This window comes from Lentzea sp. NPDC003310 (genome assembly GCF_040610935.1).
GTDB lineage: Bacteria > Actinomycetota > Actinomycetes > Mycobacteriales > Pseudonocardiaceae > Lentzea.
Genome location: NZ_JBEXNC010000013.1, coordinates 95288 through 110245, shown reverse-complemented (window position 1 = coordinate 110245; position 14958 = coordinate 95288). Strand labels below are relative to the sequence as shown.

General features: G+C 70.6%; 10 protein-coding genes. 4 read left to right on the top strand and 6 right to left on the bottom strand.

From position 1 onward, the window contains the following. The first annotated feature begins 33 nt into the window (after positions 1 to 33). Genes ABZX02_RS26705 through ABZX02_RS26690 form a run of 4 tightly spaced genes read left to right on the top strand, consistent with a single transcriptional unit; the run spans position 34 to position 5385 of the window. Positions 34 to 1455, top strand: a complete 1422-nt coding sequence (locus ABZX02_RS26705) for a sodium:solute symporter (protein WP_355301805.1) — start codon at positions 34 to 36, stop codon at positions 1453 to 1455. Then, entirely contained in the window at positions 1452 to 2390 is a 939-nt protein-coding gene (gene speB / locus ABZX02_RS26700) for an agmatinase (RefSeq protein WP_355301803.1), read from the top strand. The genes ABZX02_RS26705 and speB overlap by 4 nt, the downstream gene beginning before the upstream one ends. Continuing rightward, positions 2387 to 4000 (top strand): thiamine pyrophosphate-binding protein, encoded by a 1614-nt coding sequence (locus tag ABZX02_RS26695; protein WP_355301801.1) that lies wholly within the window; start codon positions 2387 to 2389, stop codon positions 3998 to 4000. Before speB ends, ABZX02_RS26695 begins: the two co-directional genes overlap by 4 nt. After that, positions 3997 to 5385: an aminobutyraldehyde dehydrogenase gene (locus ABZX02_RS26690; protein WP_355301799.1), complete on the top strand. Its 1389-nt coding sequence runs from the start codon at positions 3997 to 3999 to the stop codon at positions 5383 to 5385. Before ABZX02_RS26695 ends, ABZX02_RS26690 begins: the two co-directional genes overlap by 4 nt. Here the strand turns inward: ABZX02_RS26690 and ABZX02_RS26685 are convergent. From ABZX02_RS26685 to ABZX02_RS26660, 6 genes are all read right to left on the bottom strand, one after another. Then, complete coding sequence (locus tag ABZX02_RS26685) at positions 5360 to 6160, bottom strand: oxygenase MpaB family protein (RefSeq protein WP_355301797.1); 801 nt, start codon at positions 6158 to 6160, stop codon at positions 5360 to 5362. The genes ABZX02_RS26690 and ABZX02_RS26685 overlap by 26 nt on opposite strands. A 44-nt stretch (positions 6161 to 6204) precedes the next feature. Beyond that, complete coding sequence (locus ABZX02_RS26680; RefSeq protein WP_355301795.1) at positions 6205 to 8022, bottom strand: penicillin acylase family protein; 1818 nt, start codon at positions 8020 to 8022, stop codon at positions 6205 to 6207. 57 nt (positions 8023 to 8079) lie between these two features. Then, positions 8080 to 8670 (bottom strand): hypothetical protein, encoded by a 591-nt coding sequence (locus tag ABZX02_RS26675; protein WP_355301793.1) that lies wholly within the window; start codon positions 8668 to 8670, stop codon positions 8080 to 8082. A 77-nt stretch (positions 8671 to 8747) separates the two neighbouring features. After that, a complete protein-coding gene (locus tag ABZX02_RS26670) occupies positions 8748 to 12506 on the bottom strand; it encodes a hypothetical protein (protein ID WP_355301791.1) in 3759 nt (1252 codons plus the stop codon). A gap of 185 nt (positions 12507 to 12691) precedes the next feature. Further along, positions 12692 to 13276: a hypothetical protein gene (locus ABZX02_RS26665; RefSeq protein ID WP_355301789.1), complete on the bottom strand. Its 585-nt coding sequence runs from the start codon at positions 13274 to 13276 to the stop codon at positions 12692 to 12694. A gap of 1 nt (position 13277) precedes the next feature. Then, complete coding sequence (locus ABZX02_RS26660) at positions 13278 to 14819, bottom strand: tachylectin-related carbohydrate-binding protein (protein ID WP_355301787.1); 1542 nt, start codon at positions 14817 to 14819, stop codon at positions 13278 to 13280. Between the last annotated feature and the right edge of the window lie 139 nt (positions 14820 to 14958).

Below are 14958 nucleotides of genomic sequence, written 5' to 3'. Positions count from 1 at the left end.
CTACTGTGACCTGCAACCCAAGGAGGTCCGGCAGTGGCTCTCGACTACGCGGTGATCGCCGCCTACGTGCTCGGCATGATCGGCATGGGCTGGTGGGGCATGCGCCGCGCCACCAGCAAGAGCGAGTACCTGGTCGCCGGGCGGCGGCTCGGGTTCGGCATGTACTCCGGCACGATGTCGGCCGTCGTGCTCGGTGGCGCGTCGACCATCGGTGGTGTCGGGCTCGGCTACAAGTTCGGCCTCTCCGGCGCCTGGATGGTGTTCGCGATCGGGCTCGGCATCCTGCTGCTCTCGGCGCTGTTCGCCCGCAGGATCGTCAAGCTGAGGGTCTACACCGTCTCCCAGATGCTCGACCTGCGCTACGGCGGCAACTCGTCGCTGATCTCCGGCTCGGTCATGTGGGCCTACACGCTGATGCTGACGGTCACGTCGACGATCGCGTACTCGACGATCTTCAACGTCCTCTTCGGACTCCCGAAGACCGTCGGCGTGATCATCGGCGGGTCGATCGTCGTGCTGTACAGCGTGCTCGGCGGCATGTGGTCGATCACCCTCACCGACATCGTCCAGTTCGTCATCAAGACGATCGGCATCCTGTTCCTGCTGCTCCCGGTCAGCATCGTCGCGGCAGGCGGGTTCGACGGGATGCGGCAACGGCTCGACGATCCGGCGATGTTCGACATCGGCAACATCGGCATCGGCACGATCATCACGTTCCTGTTGATCTACGTGTTCGGTCTGCTCATCGGCCAGGACATCTGGCAGCGGGTGTTCACCGCGAAGTCGCCGGAGGTCGCGCGGTGGGGCGGTATCACGTCCGGGCTGTACTGCCTGGTCTACGCCGTCGCGGGCGCGTTGATCGGCACGGCCGGCAAGGCGTTGTACCCGGACATCGCCAACAAGGACGAGGCGTTCGCGGTGATGGTCGAGAACCTGCTGCCGACCGGCGTGCGCGGCCTGGTCCTGGCGGCGGCTCTCGCGGCGATGATGTCGACGTCGTCCGGTGCGTTGATCGCCTGTTCGACCGTCGCCGCGAACGACATCTGGAAGCGCAAGACCGATGTCCACTCCAACCGGCTGTTCACGCTGGTCCTGGGCGTCGTCGCGATCGGGATCGCGGTGGTCCTGAACGACGTCGTGGCCGCGTTGACGGTCGCCTACAACATCCTCGTCGGCGGGTTGCTGGTGGCGATCATCGGCGGGTTGATCTGGAAGCGCGGCACGAGGATCGGTGCGATGGTGTCGATGGCCGTCGGTGCGCTGACATCGATCACGTTCATGATCATCGATGGTGTGCTGGCCGACTCGCCCATCTACTACAGCCTCGGCGCGTCGCTCGTGACGTACGTGGTGGTCAGTCTGGTCACGCCCGCCACGGACCCGGCGGTGCTCGCGCACTGGGAGCGCCGGGTGCGCGGTGAGGCGAACGAGGAAGAGGAACTGGTGAACGCATGATCGGCCCCGTCGACTCCTCGCGGGTCCCGCGCTACGCGGGCCCCGCGACCTTCGCCCGGCTGCCGCGCCTCGACGAGGTGGCGCACGCGGACGTGGCGGTGGTGGGGGTCCCGTTCGACACCGGCGTCTCGTACCGGCCCGGCGCGCGGTTCGCGCCCGCGGCCGTGCGCGAGGCGTCCCGGCTGCTGCGCCCCTACAACCCCGGCCTGGACGTGTCGCCGTTCGAACGGCTGCAGGTCGTCGACGGCGGCGACGTCGCGGTCAACCCGTTCCACATCGGCGAGGCGATCGAGACGATCGAGCAGGCGTCCTCGGACCTGCAGGCGGGCGGCACGAAGCTCGTGACGATCGGCGGTGACCACACGATCGCGCTGCCGCTGCTGCGGGCGGTGTCGCGGATCCACGGACCGGTCGCGCTGCTGCACTTCGACGCGCACCTCGACACCTGGGACACCTACTTCGGCGAGCCCTTCACGCACGGGACGCCCTTCCGGCGCGCGGTCGAGGAGGGGATCCTCGACACCGAGGCGCTCTCGCACGTCGGCACGCGCGGGCCGCTGTACGGCAAGAAGGACCTCGAGGACGACCGGCGGCTCGGGTTCGGGATCGTGACGTCGTCGGACGTGATGAGGCGGGGGGTGGACGAGACGGTCGACGCGCTGCGGCAGCGGATCGGCGCACGCCCGCTGTACGTGTCGATCGACATCGACGTGCTGGACCCGGCACACGCGCCCGGCACCGGGACGCCCGAGGCGGGCGGGATGACCTCGCGCGAGCTGCTGGAGATCGTCCGCGGGCTGCGCGGGCTGAACCTGGTCGGCGCGGACGTCGTGGAGGTGGCGCCCGCGTACGACCACGCGGACATCACCTCGGTCGCGGCGTCGCACGTGGCGTACGACCTGGTGAGCCTGCTGGCGTTGAAGGAGGGCCTGTGACGCGCACCGGTGGCGACCTCGTCGTCGAGACGCTGGAGGCGCTGGGCGCCGGCACCGTGTTCGGCATTCCCGGCCAGCACGCGCTGGGCCTCTTCGACGCGCTGCGCCGGTCCGACCTGCGCTACGTCGGCTCGCGGACCGAGGTCAACGCCGCGTTCGCCGCCGACGGCCACGCGCGGATCACCGGGTCGGTCACGCCGCTGCTGGTGTCGACCGGGCCGGGCGCGCTGCAGACCCTGGCGGGACTGCAGGAGTCGGCCGCCGCGTCGGCGCCGGTGCTGGGCATCTCGTCGCAGATCCCGTCCGCCGGGCTCGGCGGGGTGCGCGGGGGCTACCTGCACGAGCTGACGGACCAGCTGGCGTCGTTCCGCGACGTCGTGAAGCACGCACGGGTCGTGCGGCACGCCTCGCAGATCCCGTCGGCGCTGGCGGAGGCGTGGGAGATCGCGATGACCGCGCCGTTCGGGCCGGTGTGGCTGGAGATCCCGCAGGACGTGCTGCTCGGGCCCGCGTCCGTGCCGCCGGTGACGTCGGTGCCGTGGGCACCGCGTGACCTGCATCCGCGTGCCGAGCTGGTCGAGGAGGCCGTGCGGCTGCTCGACGGCGCGTCCCGTCCGGTGATCCTGGCCGGTGGTGGCGCCCTGCACGCGCGGGACGAGTTGCTGGAGCTGGCGGAGAAGCTGCGCGCGCCGGTCGTGTCGACGTTCGGCGGCAAGGGGAACTTCCCGTGGGAGCACCCGCTGTCCGCGCAGTCGTGGCTGGAGGACTGGCACACCACCGAGTTCCTCGCCGACGCGGACGTGCTGCTGGTCGTCGGCTCGGGGCTCGGCGAGCTGTCGACCAACTACCGGACGTTCCGGCCGCGCGGAGCGGTGGTCCAGGTCGAGGCCGACCTCGGCAAGCTGGAGGCGACCCTGCCCGCGCTCGGCATCCACGCCGACGCCCGGCACGCGGTGCGCGCGCTGGCCTCCGGCGTGACGGCCCGTGCCGCGGACGGCGTCGCCGAGGAACGGGTGCTGGGGCTGCTGGCGAGCGTGCGGGAACGGCTGACCTCGCAGCACCTCGACCTGGAGTGGCAGGTGCTCGACGCGGTGCGGGCGGGCGTCCCGGACGGCACGCCGACCTGCTGGGACATGACGATCCTCGCCTACTGGGCCTGGTCGGCGTGGGACCCGCGCGGTGGCGCGCAGTTCTCCGCCCAGGGCGCCGGCGGGCTCGGCTACGGCTTCCCGGCGGCGCTCGGGGTCGCGGCGGCGGTCGACGGGCCGGTGCTCGCGGTGTCCGGTGACGGCGGCGCGATGTACGGCATCTCGGAGCTCGCGACGGCCGCGCAGCACGGCTCGCGGGTCGTGTGGCTGATCGTCGACGACGGCGGCTACGGGATCCTGCGCGAGTACATGACCGACGCGTTCGGCGAGGCCACCGCCACCGAGCTCGCGCGTCCGGACTTCGTGGCGCTCGCCGGAGCGTTCGGCGTGCCCGCCACCCGCAGCACGCCCGAGTCGCTGCGCGAGGACCTCGCCAAGGCCTTCGCCGGGGACGGCCCGCACGTGGTGGTGCTGCCCGCGGTGTTGCGCATGTTCGCCCCCACGCACCTGGAGCACACGTGATCGTCGCGAACTTCGTCAACGGCGCTCCTGCTGCCACGCAGGAGACCTCGCCCCTCGTCGATCCCGCGACCGGCGAGGAGTTCGGCCGCGCGGCCGTCTCCCGGGCCGCCGAGGTCGACGCGGCCGTGCGGGCGGCCGCAAGCGCTTTCCCCGCCTGGTCGCGGACGACTCCGGGCGACCGCCAGCTCGCGTTGCTGAAGCTCGCCGATCTGCTGGAGGCGCACGCACCCGAGGTCGCCGACGCGGAGGTCCGCGAGACCGGCAAGGTGCGCGCGGTCCTGCTGGACGAGGAGATCCCGCAGTGCGTGGACCAGATCCGGTTCTTCGCCGGCGCCGCCCGCGCGCTGGGCGCGGCCGCCGCGGGTGAGTACCTCCCCGGCCACACGTCCTACCAGCGCCGCGAGGCGGTCGGCGTGATCGCGCAGATCACGCCGTGGAACTACCCGCTGATGATGGCGGTGTGGAAGATCGCGCCGGCGCTCGCCGCGGGCAACACGGTGGTGCTCAAACCCGCGGACACCACGCCGTCGTCGACGGTGCTGCTCGCGCGGCTGGCGGCGGAGGTGCTGCCCGCGGGCGTGTTCAACGTCGTGCTGGGCGACCGCGACACCGGCCGGTTGCTGGTCGAGCACCCCGTACCCGCGATGGTGTCGCTGACGGGGTCCACCCGCGCCGGGGTCGAGGTGGCCCGCGCCGCCGCCGCGACCGTGAAGCGCACGCACCTCGAACTCGGTGGCAACGCGCCGGTCCTGGTGTTCGACGACGTGGACGTGCCGGCGGCGGTGGAGGGCATCGTCGGCGCCGCGTTCTACAACGCGGGCCAGGACTGCACGGCCGCCTCGCGCGTGCTGGTGCACTCCGCGGTGCACGACGAGTTCATCGCGGCGCTGGTGAAAGCGGCGTCGGCGCAGGTGCCCGGCACCGACTTCGGGCCGTTGAACAGCCAGGCCCAGCTCGACCGCGTGCTCGGCCTGCTGTCCCGTTCGCCCGCTACCGTCCACTGTGGAGGAAAGCGGCACGGGTCCGCGGGCTTCTTCCTGGAGCCCACCGTGATCTCAGGGCTGTCGCAGGACGACGAGCTGGTGCAGGAGGAGGCGTTCGCGCCGCTGATCACCGTGCAGTCGTTCGCGGACGACGACGAGGCGGTGGCGCTCGCCAACGGCGTGCCGCAAGGACTCGCGTCGTCGATCTGGACCAGCGACGTGAGCCGGGCCGCCGCCCTGACCGCACGGCTCGACTTCGGCATCGTCTGGGTCAACACGCACGGCGCGGTGGCGTCCGAGATGCCGCACGGCGGGTTCGGCGCGTCGGGCTACGGCAAGGACCTGTCGCTGCACGGCCTGGAGGACTACACACGCGTCAAACACGTGATGATCGCGCACTGACCATCGCCCGGTACGGCATCGGGTAGTGCAGAAGGCGGGACGGGACGAACGCGGAGACCACCCGGATCATCCGGATCCACCGGCGCAGCCTGCGTTCGTCGCGGTCCGTCCACTCCAGACCGAGCTTGTCCCGCAACGCCTCCGGCAGCGTGCCGACGGCGAAGTCCGGCAGCACCTGAGCCGCCACCGGCCGCACCAACGGCCACAGCGCGCCCGGCAGGTGCTCGGACCCCGGCGCCCGGCCCGACCGGAACTCGAACGCCTCCAGCAACCCCGGCACCCCGTCCGTGCACGTCAGCTGCGTCGCCACCACGTCGTCGACGTACGCGCGCAGCTCGGTGAGATCGCCTGGCATCGACCTGATGCCGAGCGACTCCCCCGTCTCGCGCCACTCCCGGTACAGCCGCTGCTCGTGGATCGCGGGCAGCCGGGGCCGCAGCAACCGGTACGCGGTGAGCAGCGAGTCGAAGCTGGTGGCGTGCACCCAGCGGAACAACTCCTCGTCCGCGCCGGGAATCCGGGCGTGCGCCCGCACCAGCCGTTCCGCCTCCCGCGCGGCCTCCTCACCCCCGAACAACCGCAGCTGCGACGACGTGATCGTCCTCGTCAGCCGGGCGAACGGGTCGGCGCGGTACCCGTCGCGCACGGCGGCGGCGATCACCGGGTGCGCGACCTGCATCAGCACCGCACGTCCCAGCACCACCAGCTCGAACCGGGTGTACCAGCCGAGCCGCCACGTCACCGACTCCGGTCCCAGCGTCACAACCATGATCATTCCGCGTTCCGCCGCGCGGGCTGAAGATCCTTACCCCGAAAGGATTACCGGCAGAGGGCGCCCTTCTGCCACTTCTTCGCGCCGTAGAGGTCGGGCCGCGCGGGCGCCATGATCGTGTACGCGGTCGGGCACGCCTCGTCGGTGTACTCCACCGCGAAGACGAAGCTCGACCCGTCGCTGACCTCCTGCTTCCCGGGTGTCATGTTGACGAGGTTGTAGACGCCGGACGACCCCGGTCCGCCGTGCAACGGGATCCTCCTGCCGTCGTGGACCACGTACTGCGTGTCCCCCAGCGGCAGGTGGATCTTCGGCCCGAGCTCGGCCACCACCTCGTCGAACGCCTTCTCGGTCCCGCCCGCGGCGAACCACCGGTCGAACAGCACCGCCCCGACGCTGCCGATCTCGTTGCGGCGGTCCCACTTCCGCAGCACCTCGCACTCCGCGCGCCGGCACGGCATCCGGTCGAGGTACTTCTCCGCGGCGGTGTTCCGGTTCTCGAACACCAGCTCCTTCACCGTCTCCGCGTCGAACCGCCCCAGGTGACGTGGAATCTCGTTCAGTCCGAACTCGGTCCGCAGGTTCGCGACGCTCTCGTCACCGAACACGGGAGGAAACCCGGTCAACGGCTTGTCCGCCCGCACGAACGCGTGCGTGGAGTTGGAGTTCGTCGCGTACGTGTCGCTCTCGATCCACGGCATCTCCCCGACCGGCAGCAGCCCGGGCCGGCACGCCGACCGCGTTCCGTCCACGACCGGAACGCTGGTGCGCAGCAGGAACTCCCGGTCCACCACGCAGTCGTCGGCGACGTCCGGCACGACCTGGATCCCCGCGTACAGCGTCCTGCCGCGCCGGTCCGCCGCGACGATGTTCGTCCGCACCGTGCCGCCGTGCCGGTCGAGACTCTCCTTGAGGTCGCGGGTCGTCCGCGCCTCGAGGAACTCCGCCACCGAGTTCACCGCCGGCAACCGGTCCGCCGCGGCGTCGGTGACGGCGTACGCCTCCGCGTCCGTCCACGGCAGCTCGGTCATCTCGTGACCGGTGAGGTGCGGGTTCGTCCGGATCTTCGTGGTGACGGGCCCGTAGCGGGTGTCCCAGTGCGTGCCGCGGTCGACCATCCGCTCCGGCCTGCCGTCGACCAGGTAGGTGTGCCGGTCGACGAGCTTCAGCCTGGCGAGCGAGTAGCTCACGGCGGTGGACACCGTGGCCGACCACGCCACGCCGCGGTTGTACCCGTTGAACACGACGGGCAGGCCGAGCAACGTCACCCCGTCGACGTCGACCAAGCCCGGAATCGTCAGCCTGGCGTGCCAGAACGACACCTCCCCGCGCCACGGCACGTGCGGGTTGCCCAGCAGCACACCACGACCTCCGTTGGTACCCCTCGAACCAACGGCGATCGTGTTGCTGCCCCGCTCCTTCACCTGCTGCGGCGGTCCAGGCCAGATCCCTTCGTGCGCCCGGAAGATCCCTTCGTTGAACGCGACGTGGGCGAACCGGAAGAGCTCGGTCTCGGTGATCCGGCGTCCGCACTCCGGACGCGTTGCCGCGTAACGGTTGTAGCCCCGCACGTACCCGGCGAACAGGTCGCGCACCTTCCGGGTCGGCCCGATCGGAGGAGGCTGCGCGACAATCCGCTCGACCACCTGCCGTTTCTCGAGGTCCCGGAACTGGGGGTCGGCGGCGTAGCGGGCGAACATCCCGGAGATCTCGCACAGGTGCGACTTCGCCTGCCCGAACCCGATGCCGTCCCCCAGGCCGCGGTGGTGCGACGCGACGACGTGCGGCACCTGCTCCGGTCCGGCCGCCGGCGCCAGGGGCGCGGACGTGACCAGGAGCAGGCTCGCGATGACTGTTTTTAGCACATCCGTGTTTTAACACAGTCGTGCCATCAACCGCCAAGGTTTTGGCGATGGCGTCGCTCAGTCCTGGACGCGGTGCTCGAACGAGCCGTTGTACGGGTCGCCGAGCAGGCGCAGCCCGGCAGCAGGCACGAGGCCGTCGAACCCGACCGCGTTCACCGCGTAGCCGTTCTCGGCCAGGCTGATCTGCGGGTGCACGAGTTCTGCGGGAAGTTCGACGTCGCGCACACCGTCGAAGACGATGTCCAGCGGTCGTTCGGAGTTGTGGTAGCGCACCACCGGTCCGGTGGCCTGCCTGACGAACTTCCACGGGAGGAAGACGGGGAACACGTCGGTCGCGTCGGCCCAGCCCTCCGCCATCGCGACCAGTTCCTCCACCGAGGCCCGCACGTCCGGGGTCTCGGCCGCCAACTCGTCCCGCAGCGGCCCCAGGATGACCCGGACCATCTCCGCGCCCTGCTCGTCCGGGTACCAGCTGAGGAAGAACATGCCGCTCGGCTCGGCGAAGTGCTCGCGCACCGCCGCCTCGACGGCCTCGTCCTCGGTGAGGGCGGCGATCCGCTCCAGCACCCAGGAGAAGAGGCCGGAGGAGGTGTTCCAGGTCGGGCCGTACCAGGTACCGGCACGATCGACGGTGAAGTCACTGGACATGATGCTCGATTCTACCGATGAGGGCCGCCCCGCGGCACGGGACGGCCCTCATCAGTCTCAAATAGACAGTCGACGCATCACCTGACGAACACGATGTTCGGCAGGGAGTTGTCCTTGATGTACTTCATCATGGTCTGCAAGTTCTGCGGACTCAGTCCCGTCGTGTCGAGCAGCACGTAGTCGGCCTTGCCCGTGTGTGCTTTCAGACTCGCCGACGTCTTCGGCCAGTTCTGCACGAAGTGCTGGTCCGCCAGCGCGTTGAACGGGCCGAAGGCGTCGTAGGTCTTCCCGTCGACGTCGTACCAGTCGGGGTTCTTGTTCGCCTGCGGACCCGTGTAGCGGAAGAGCATCCTGCCGAAGTGCTTCTCCGCCCAGAGGGCGCTCTTCTGCTCATCCACCAGGAACTTGTTCTTCCCCGGATCCCAGCCGAGCGCGTAGATGCGGGCGTCCTCGGCTGTCTTGAGCTGTGCCGCCTGCTGCGCGCGCAACGTCCGGATCATCGTGAGCTCGGACTGGAACGCGTTCACCTCGGCCATGGCCTTGGTCATCGTGTTGGTCAGGGCCGACCTGGAAGCCGACAGGGCAGCCAGCGACGGGACGACGGCCATGCCCTCCGGCGTGATCGACGACAGGAGACCGCCGCAGATGGCGCCGCAGTACAGCAGGTTGATCACCGACGCGTTGCCCACGACCCACACCGTCAGGATCGCCATGAGCAGCTGCGCGGTCACCATGCCGAGTTCGAAGCTCCGGTTCTCCGAGAAGCCGGGGTGGAGCACTTCGGCGGTGCAGTTCTTGTACATGTCGCTGTCGCGACCCTGGCCGTACAGGTGATCGCAGACCATGCCGTTCTGGAACGCGCGCAAGGTCTTCTCGTCGTCGGTCTGGCCGACCAGGTTGATGCAGTTGGTGTACTCACCAGAGCCCGCGGGGTGGCGGATCCGGCAGTACTCGGCCTGCGACACCGCCTCCTGGGCCTTCGCGGCGTCGACGAGGAGGGTGGCGCGGTCGAAGGCCTCGTCCGCGGCCGCCTTGGCCTCGCCCGCGGACTTCCCCGCGTCGACGGCGGCCTGGTAGGCCACCTCCGAGGACGCGTACGCCTCGTTGGCGAACCTCCTCGCCTGGCTCGCGGACGACTCCGCCCAGGTCGCGGACCTGGCAGCCTGACTCGCCGCGGCCGAGGCCTTGGCCGCCGCCTGCTTGGCGGTGCGTGCCGACTCGGCCGCCTGCTGCGCGGACTTCTCGGCTTCGACCGCGGAGGCGGAGGCGTCCTGGGCGTGCTTGGCCGCGTCGTTCGCGCTGTTGCGAGCGAGTTGCGCGTACTGCGCCGCCTCCGTCGCCGCACCACGTGCGGTCGCGGCGACGGCCTGGGCCTCGTTGGCGGCCTGAACGGCGGTCGCCGCCGCCTTGGAAGCGACCGACAGCAGCGTCGACACCTCGGCGATGTGCGACGCGGATTCGGCGTCCCGGCGCATCGAGGCGTACCGGCCGGACTCGAGCCACTGCCGGACCGCCGCGGGCGAGCCGTCCAGCACGGCACTGCCCATGGCCTTGGTCTCCGGGCCGCTGGCGGGGTCGCTGACGATCCTGTTCACCGCGATGCGGTCGTCCGTGACCGCGGTGGTGAACCTGTCCTTCGTGAGGAACTTCTGGTAGGCGGCCGCGGTACCGGCGTCGAGGGCCTTCTGCGCGGCGTTCGCGGTGGCGGTGCGGTTCTCCGCGCGTTCCGCCGCGAGCACCTGGTTGATCTTGATGCGGTCGTCCTGGTCGCGTCCCGCGTAGTTCTTGTTCCGCAGGAACCCGACGACGTCGGCGTCCGATCCGGACAGGGCGGCGTTGGCGGCGTCCTTCAACCTCTGGGTGCCGCCGGCGGCGACGATGGAGAGGATGTTCCGGTCGTCCTTGCCCGCGGCGAACTGAATGCCGCCGCGCACGTACCGGACAACCTCGTCATCAGTGCCGACGAGCGCCCCCTGCGCGGCGCGCTTGGTCCACTCGCCGTCCGAGTCGGCCAGCTTCATCGCGATCCTGCGGCCCTTGCTCGCCACGACGGAATCGGTGACGCCGGCCGCGGTGGCCTCGGCGATCAACGTGTTCGTCTCCGCGTCGCGCAGGGTCGCCTGGTCGGCGTCCCACTGCGGAGCGGGCCGTGCCGCGGCGGCCGCCGTCCTCGTGTCCTGGGCCGCCGAGCGAGCCTGGTCGGCGTGGATCGCGAGGTTCTCCTCCTCGACCAGGCGGGCGGCGTCGTAGACCGCCTTGGCCTGCGTCGAGGCGTTCACGGCGTTCTCAGCGGCGGCCGTGGCGTTGTTCGCGTGCTTGGTCGCCTCGGCGGCCTGCTTGTCCGCCTCGACGGCGTGGTCAGCGGCCTGCTGGGCGGCGTCGGCGGCGTCCCTGGCATTCTGCGCCGCCCTGAGCGCGGCGGCCTTGGCCCGGTCGGCCGCGTTGGCCGAAGCGGTGGCGAAGGTCTCCGCGGCGGTGGCCGCGCGCTTGGCCCGGTCGGCTTCCCGCTGGGCGTACGCGGCGGCGTTGCGGGCGGCCTGGGCGTCTGCCCCGGCCTGGTCCGCGAAGTTGCCCGCGGACGCAGCGGCCACCGCGGCGGCCGCAGCGTGCTGGCTCGTCGACACCGCCGACTGCGCCGCGCTCAGCGCGTTGCGAGCCGCGTCGGCGGCGAGTCCGGCGGCGGCCGCCGCCTCCTCGACCTTGTTCGCGTCGTCCCTCGCCTTGACCGCGGCGTTGCGGGCATCGCCCGCCTTGTTCCGGTCGGCGACAGCGGCGGCTGCCGCCGTGTGCGCGGCCGACGCGGACTGCCCGGCGGCGGCCGCGGCCGATGCGGCACGGGACGCGGCGCTCGCGGCCATTCGCGCGGCGCTGGTGGCGTTGTTGGCGGCCGACACGGCCTCACCGGCCGACCGGGCCGCCCTCGTGGCCGCGTCCGCCGCGACCGAGGCGTAGCGAGCCGCCTCGTCGGCGTTGTTCTTCGATTCCTCGGTCGCCTTGGCCGCGCGCTCCGCGGCCTCCTTGGCGAGCTGGGCCTCGGCGACGGCGCGCGCGGACGCGTCCTTGGCGGCCTGGGTCTCGGTGACCGCGAGCTCGCCGGCGGCCTTGGCAACCTGGGAGAGTTCGGCGACGGAGGCCAGCTCCTGGTCACGCGCCTGCGCGATCGGCCATTCCGAGGTGAGGAAGTTCGTGTAGGCCTCGACCGTGCCCGCGTCGAGTGCCTCCTGCGCCTTGGCGCGCACCCTGGGCCCGCCGACGGACATCAGCTGGTTGACCTTGATGCGCTGGTCGAGCTTGTCCTCGTCGTGCCAGCCCGACTGCAGGAACTCGCGCTGGACCTCCGCGTCGCCGGAGTCGAGCGCCTGCTGCGCCTTCACCCGCACGTTGGGGCCGGAAACGGCCATCACCTGGTTGACGCCGATGCGCACGTCCACGTTCTGCGCGTTCTGCCAGCCGGTGCCGATGAAGTCCTTGACCGCGGTGGTCGTGCCGGCGGCGAGCGCCTGCTGGGCTCCTCGTTTGACCGACACACCGCCGGTCTCCAGCATCTTCGCGAGCCAGGCGCGGTCGTCGGACTCGGCGGCACGCAGGTAGCTGTCGCCGTTGACGAAGTTCGTGATGTCGGCGTCGGTCCCGACCAGTGCCGCGGCGGCCGCCTCCTTCACCGCCGAGCCGCCCAGACGCCACAGCGCGAGGACGCGCTGGCGGTTGTCGGCTTGTGGAACGGGCTCCTCCGCCACGGCCCGCGGTACGACGACCACGGAACCAGCCACCGTGGTGAACGCGAGCAGCAGCGAGGTCAGACGCGTCGAGACGCGCCGTGATCTGTTGCGTTTCATCCAACTCCCCCAGGACTTCAGCTTCACTTCGACAGGCGAGGACCCGGGATCGTCCGATGTGGACGATCCCGGTCGCCTCGTGCTTGCACCGGAGCGGCCTGCCCGGCCGAGCGGGTCAGGTACCCGTTCGTCGTGCCGGGCTGACACCCACCGCGCCGCGGACGGGTGTCAGCCCGGCATCCGCCTCACGGCTTGATCTCGAGCCTGACGAGAGCTTCCTCGGGGCCGTTGGAACCGATGCCGACCTGCTGGTGACCGTTCGGGTTGAGGTCCACCTTCCGGCGCTCACCGGAGTCGCGCGTGACCTCGGCGGTGCCCTTGTGGCCCGACACCGTGCCGAAGCCGTCACCGCGGATCTCGAACACGTTCGGGATCCGCAGCGTCAGCCAGCCGGTGTTGCCCAGCACCTTGAAACAGACCTTGCCGTCGCCCGTCGGTCCCACGGTGTCGTCGACCGAACCGACCTCCATCACCCCGATGCCGTTCTTCGGCTGCTGGACGCACGGGGTGTAGACGATGTGGCCGTCGCCCGAGATCAGCTCGACGTTGTCCTCGGCGAGGATCCTCGCGGCATCGGGGTAGGCGAAGTCCTCCACGAGCGGCTGCTGCACGTCGGCAGCCGTCGGCTCGGTGGCGTTCGCCACGAAGACACCTCCTGCCGCGATCACTCCGACCGCCAGACCCGCTGCCACCGATCGCGACCAAGCCTTCATGTCGAACCCCCAGGTCTTCTCGTTCTTCACCGTGTCGTTCATCCCGCTCGAGCGCATGTCACTTCACCAGCGCGCAGGAACCGGCCTGCGCGGAGACGTGACGCTCGGTGTCCCAGCCCGAGCCGATGGACCGGCCGGTGTTGTCGGCCGCGCCGGGGGCCCAGCCGTCGGTGTTGTCGTAGTGCGCGTACCAGCGCAACACCGGCACCGTGTCGTCGCCCCACGGGTTCTTGCCCAGCGCGCCGCGGGCGTACAGGAGGTCGCCGCCCGGCGAGAAGATCTCGCTGAACATGTTCCAGCCCGTGCCTGCGGGCTTGTCCTTCTGGATCCACGTCTTCGCCGGCACGTCGTACTCGAAGCGGAACAGCTCACCGTTCGGCTTGCGGGCGTACAGGACGCCGTCGCCGGCGGCGGCGATCAGGTCGAAGCGCTCCCAGCCGGACTCGATCGTGTCGCCCGCGCCGTTCACCCAGGAGCCGGTCGCGGTGTTCCAGACGTAGTACCGGAGCCTGCCCTGGTCGTCGATGATGAAGATCCGGCCGGCGCTGTCGATCGTGATGCGGTTCTTGTACTCCGCGGTGAGGTACCGCTCCCAGCCGTTGCCGACCACCTGGCCACCGGACCAGAAGCCGGTGTCCGGAGTGGTCGCGCTCGGGTTCCACACCCAGCGCTTGAGCACGCCGTCCGCGTGCGGGTCGTTGCCGTCGATCTTCTTGTGGAAGTCCCACACCACGTTGCCGGAGCCCGCGAGCATGCGCCCGAACCAGCCGTTGCCGACCGCCTGCCCACCGGACCAGGACAGGCCACCCGTCCTGGCGTCGTTGTGCACGTAACGGTGCAGGTCGCCGTTCTGCCGGGCGGACCACACCGTCACCGGCGCGCACGTGACCGGCGTGGGCACGATCTGCTTGGTGATCCACGAAGCGAGGTCGTCGACCCTGGTGCCGGTGCTGCCCTTGCGGGTCTCGGTGACCAGCAGGCAGCCGTTCTGCCAGGACCTGCTGTTCAGCGCGACCAGCTGCGGCGTGCCGCCGGCCTCGCGGAACACCGGACCGCCGGCGTCACCCTTGCACGTGTCCTTCTGCCCGGCGAGCGACGCTTCGGTGGCGTTGAGCGCGCCGACGGTGAACGTCGCGAGACGAGGCCGGGCCGGCACCCATTCCGTTTCGGTGCGACCGAACCCGGCGGCCTTCACGGACTCGTTCTGCGCCAGCGCGGTACCGCTGAGCGCCAGCGGCGTGATGCCGGTGGTCTTCGCTGCGAGCTTGACGACCGCCACGTCGCGATCCGTGTGGCGGACGATCTTCGCCGCGGTCGTGACGTGGCCGGCGCCTGTCGCCAGGTTCGTCCTACCCACCACGATTCTCACCTCACCGGCCTGCGGCAGGCAGGAGGCCGCGGTGACGACGAACTCCGGGTCGATCAGCGCGCCCGAGCACCCCTTGTCCCCTGCCGTGAGGCGAGCGAGGAACTCGTAGGAGCCGTCGGGGACGACCGAACCACCCGACAACGCCTGCGCGACCGGCACGCCCGCGAAACCGACGGCGACGAGCGAGACGCCGATGATGATCTTTTTGCTTACTGCAGCACGAAAACGCACGAGCGTCTCCTCTTACCCCCAGAGCGCGCAAAATCAGCGCGCTTCCCCCAGAACACCGCACGCTCCGAGAGCGTGCGGCGGGAACGGTACCTGCAGATTTGCCGGTTTGCCACGGCACATGAGGTGACGCTTGTCGCGT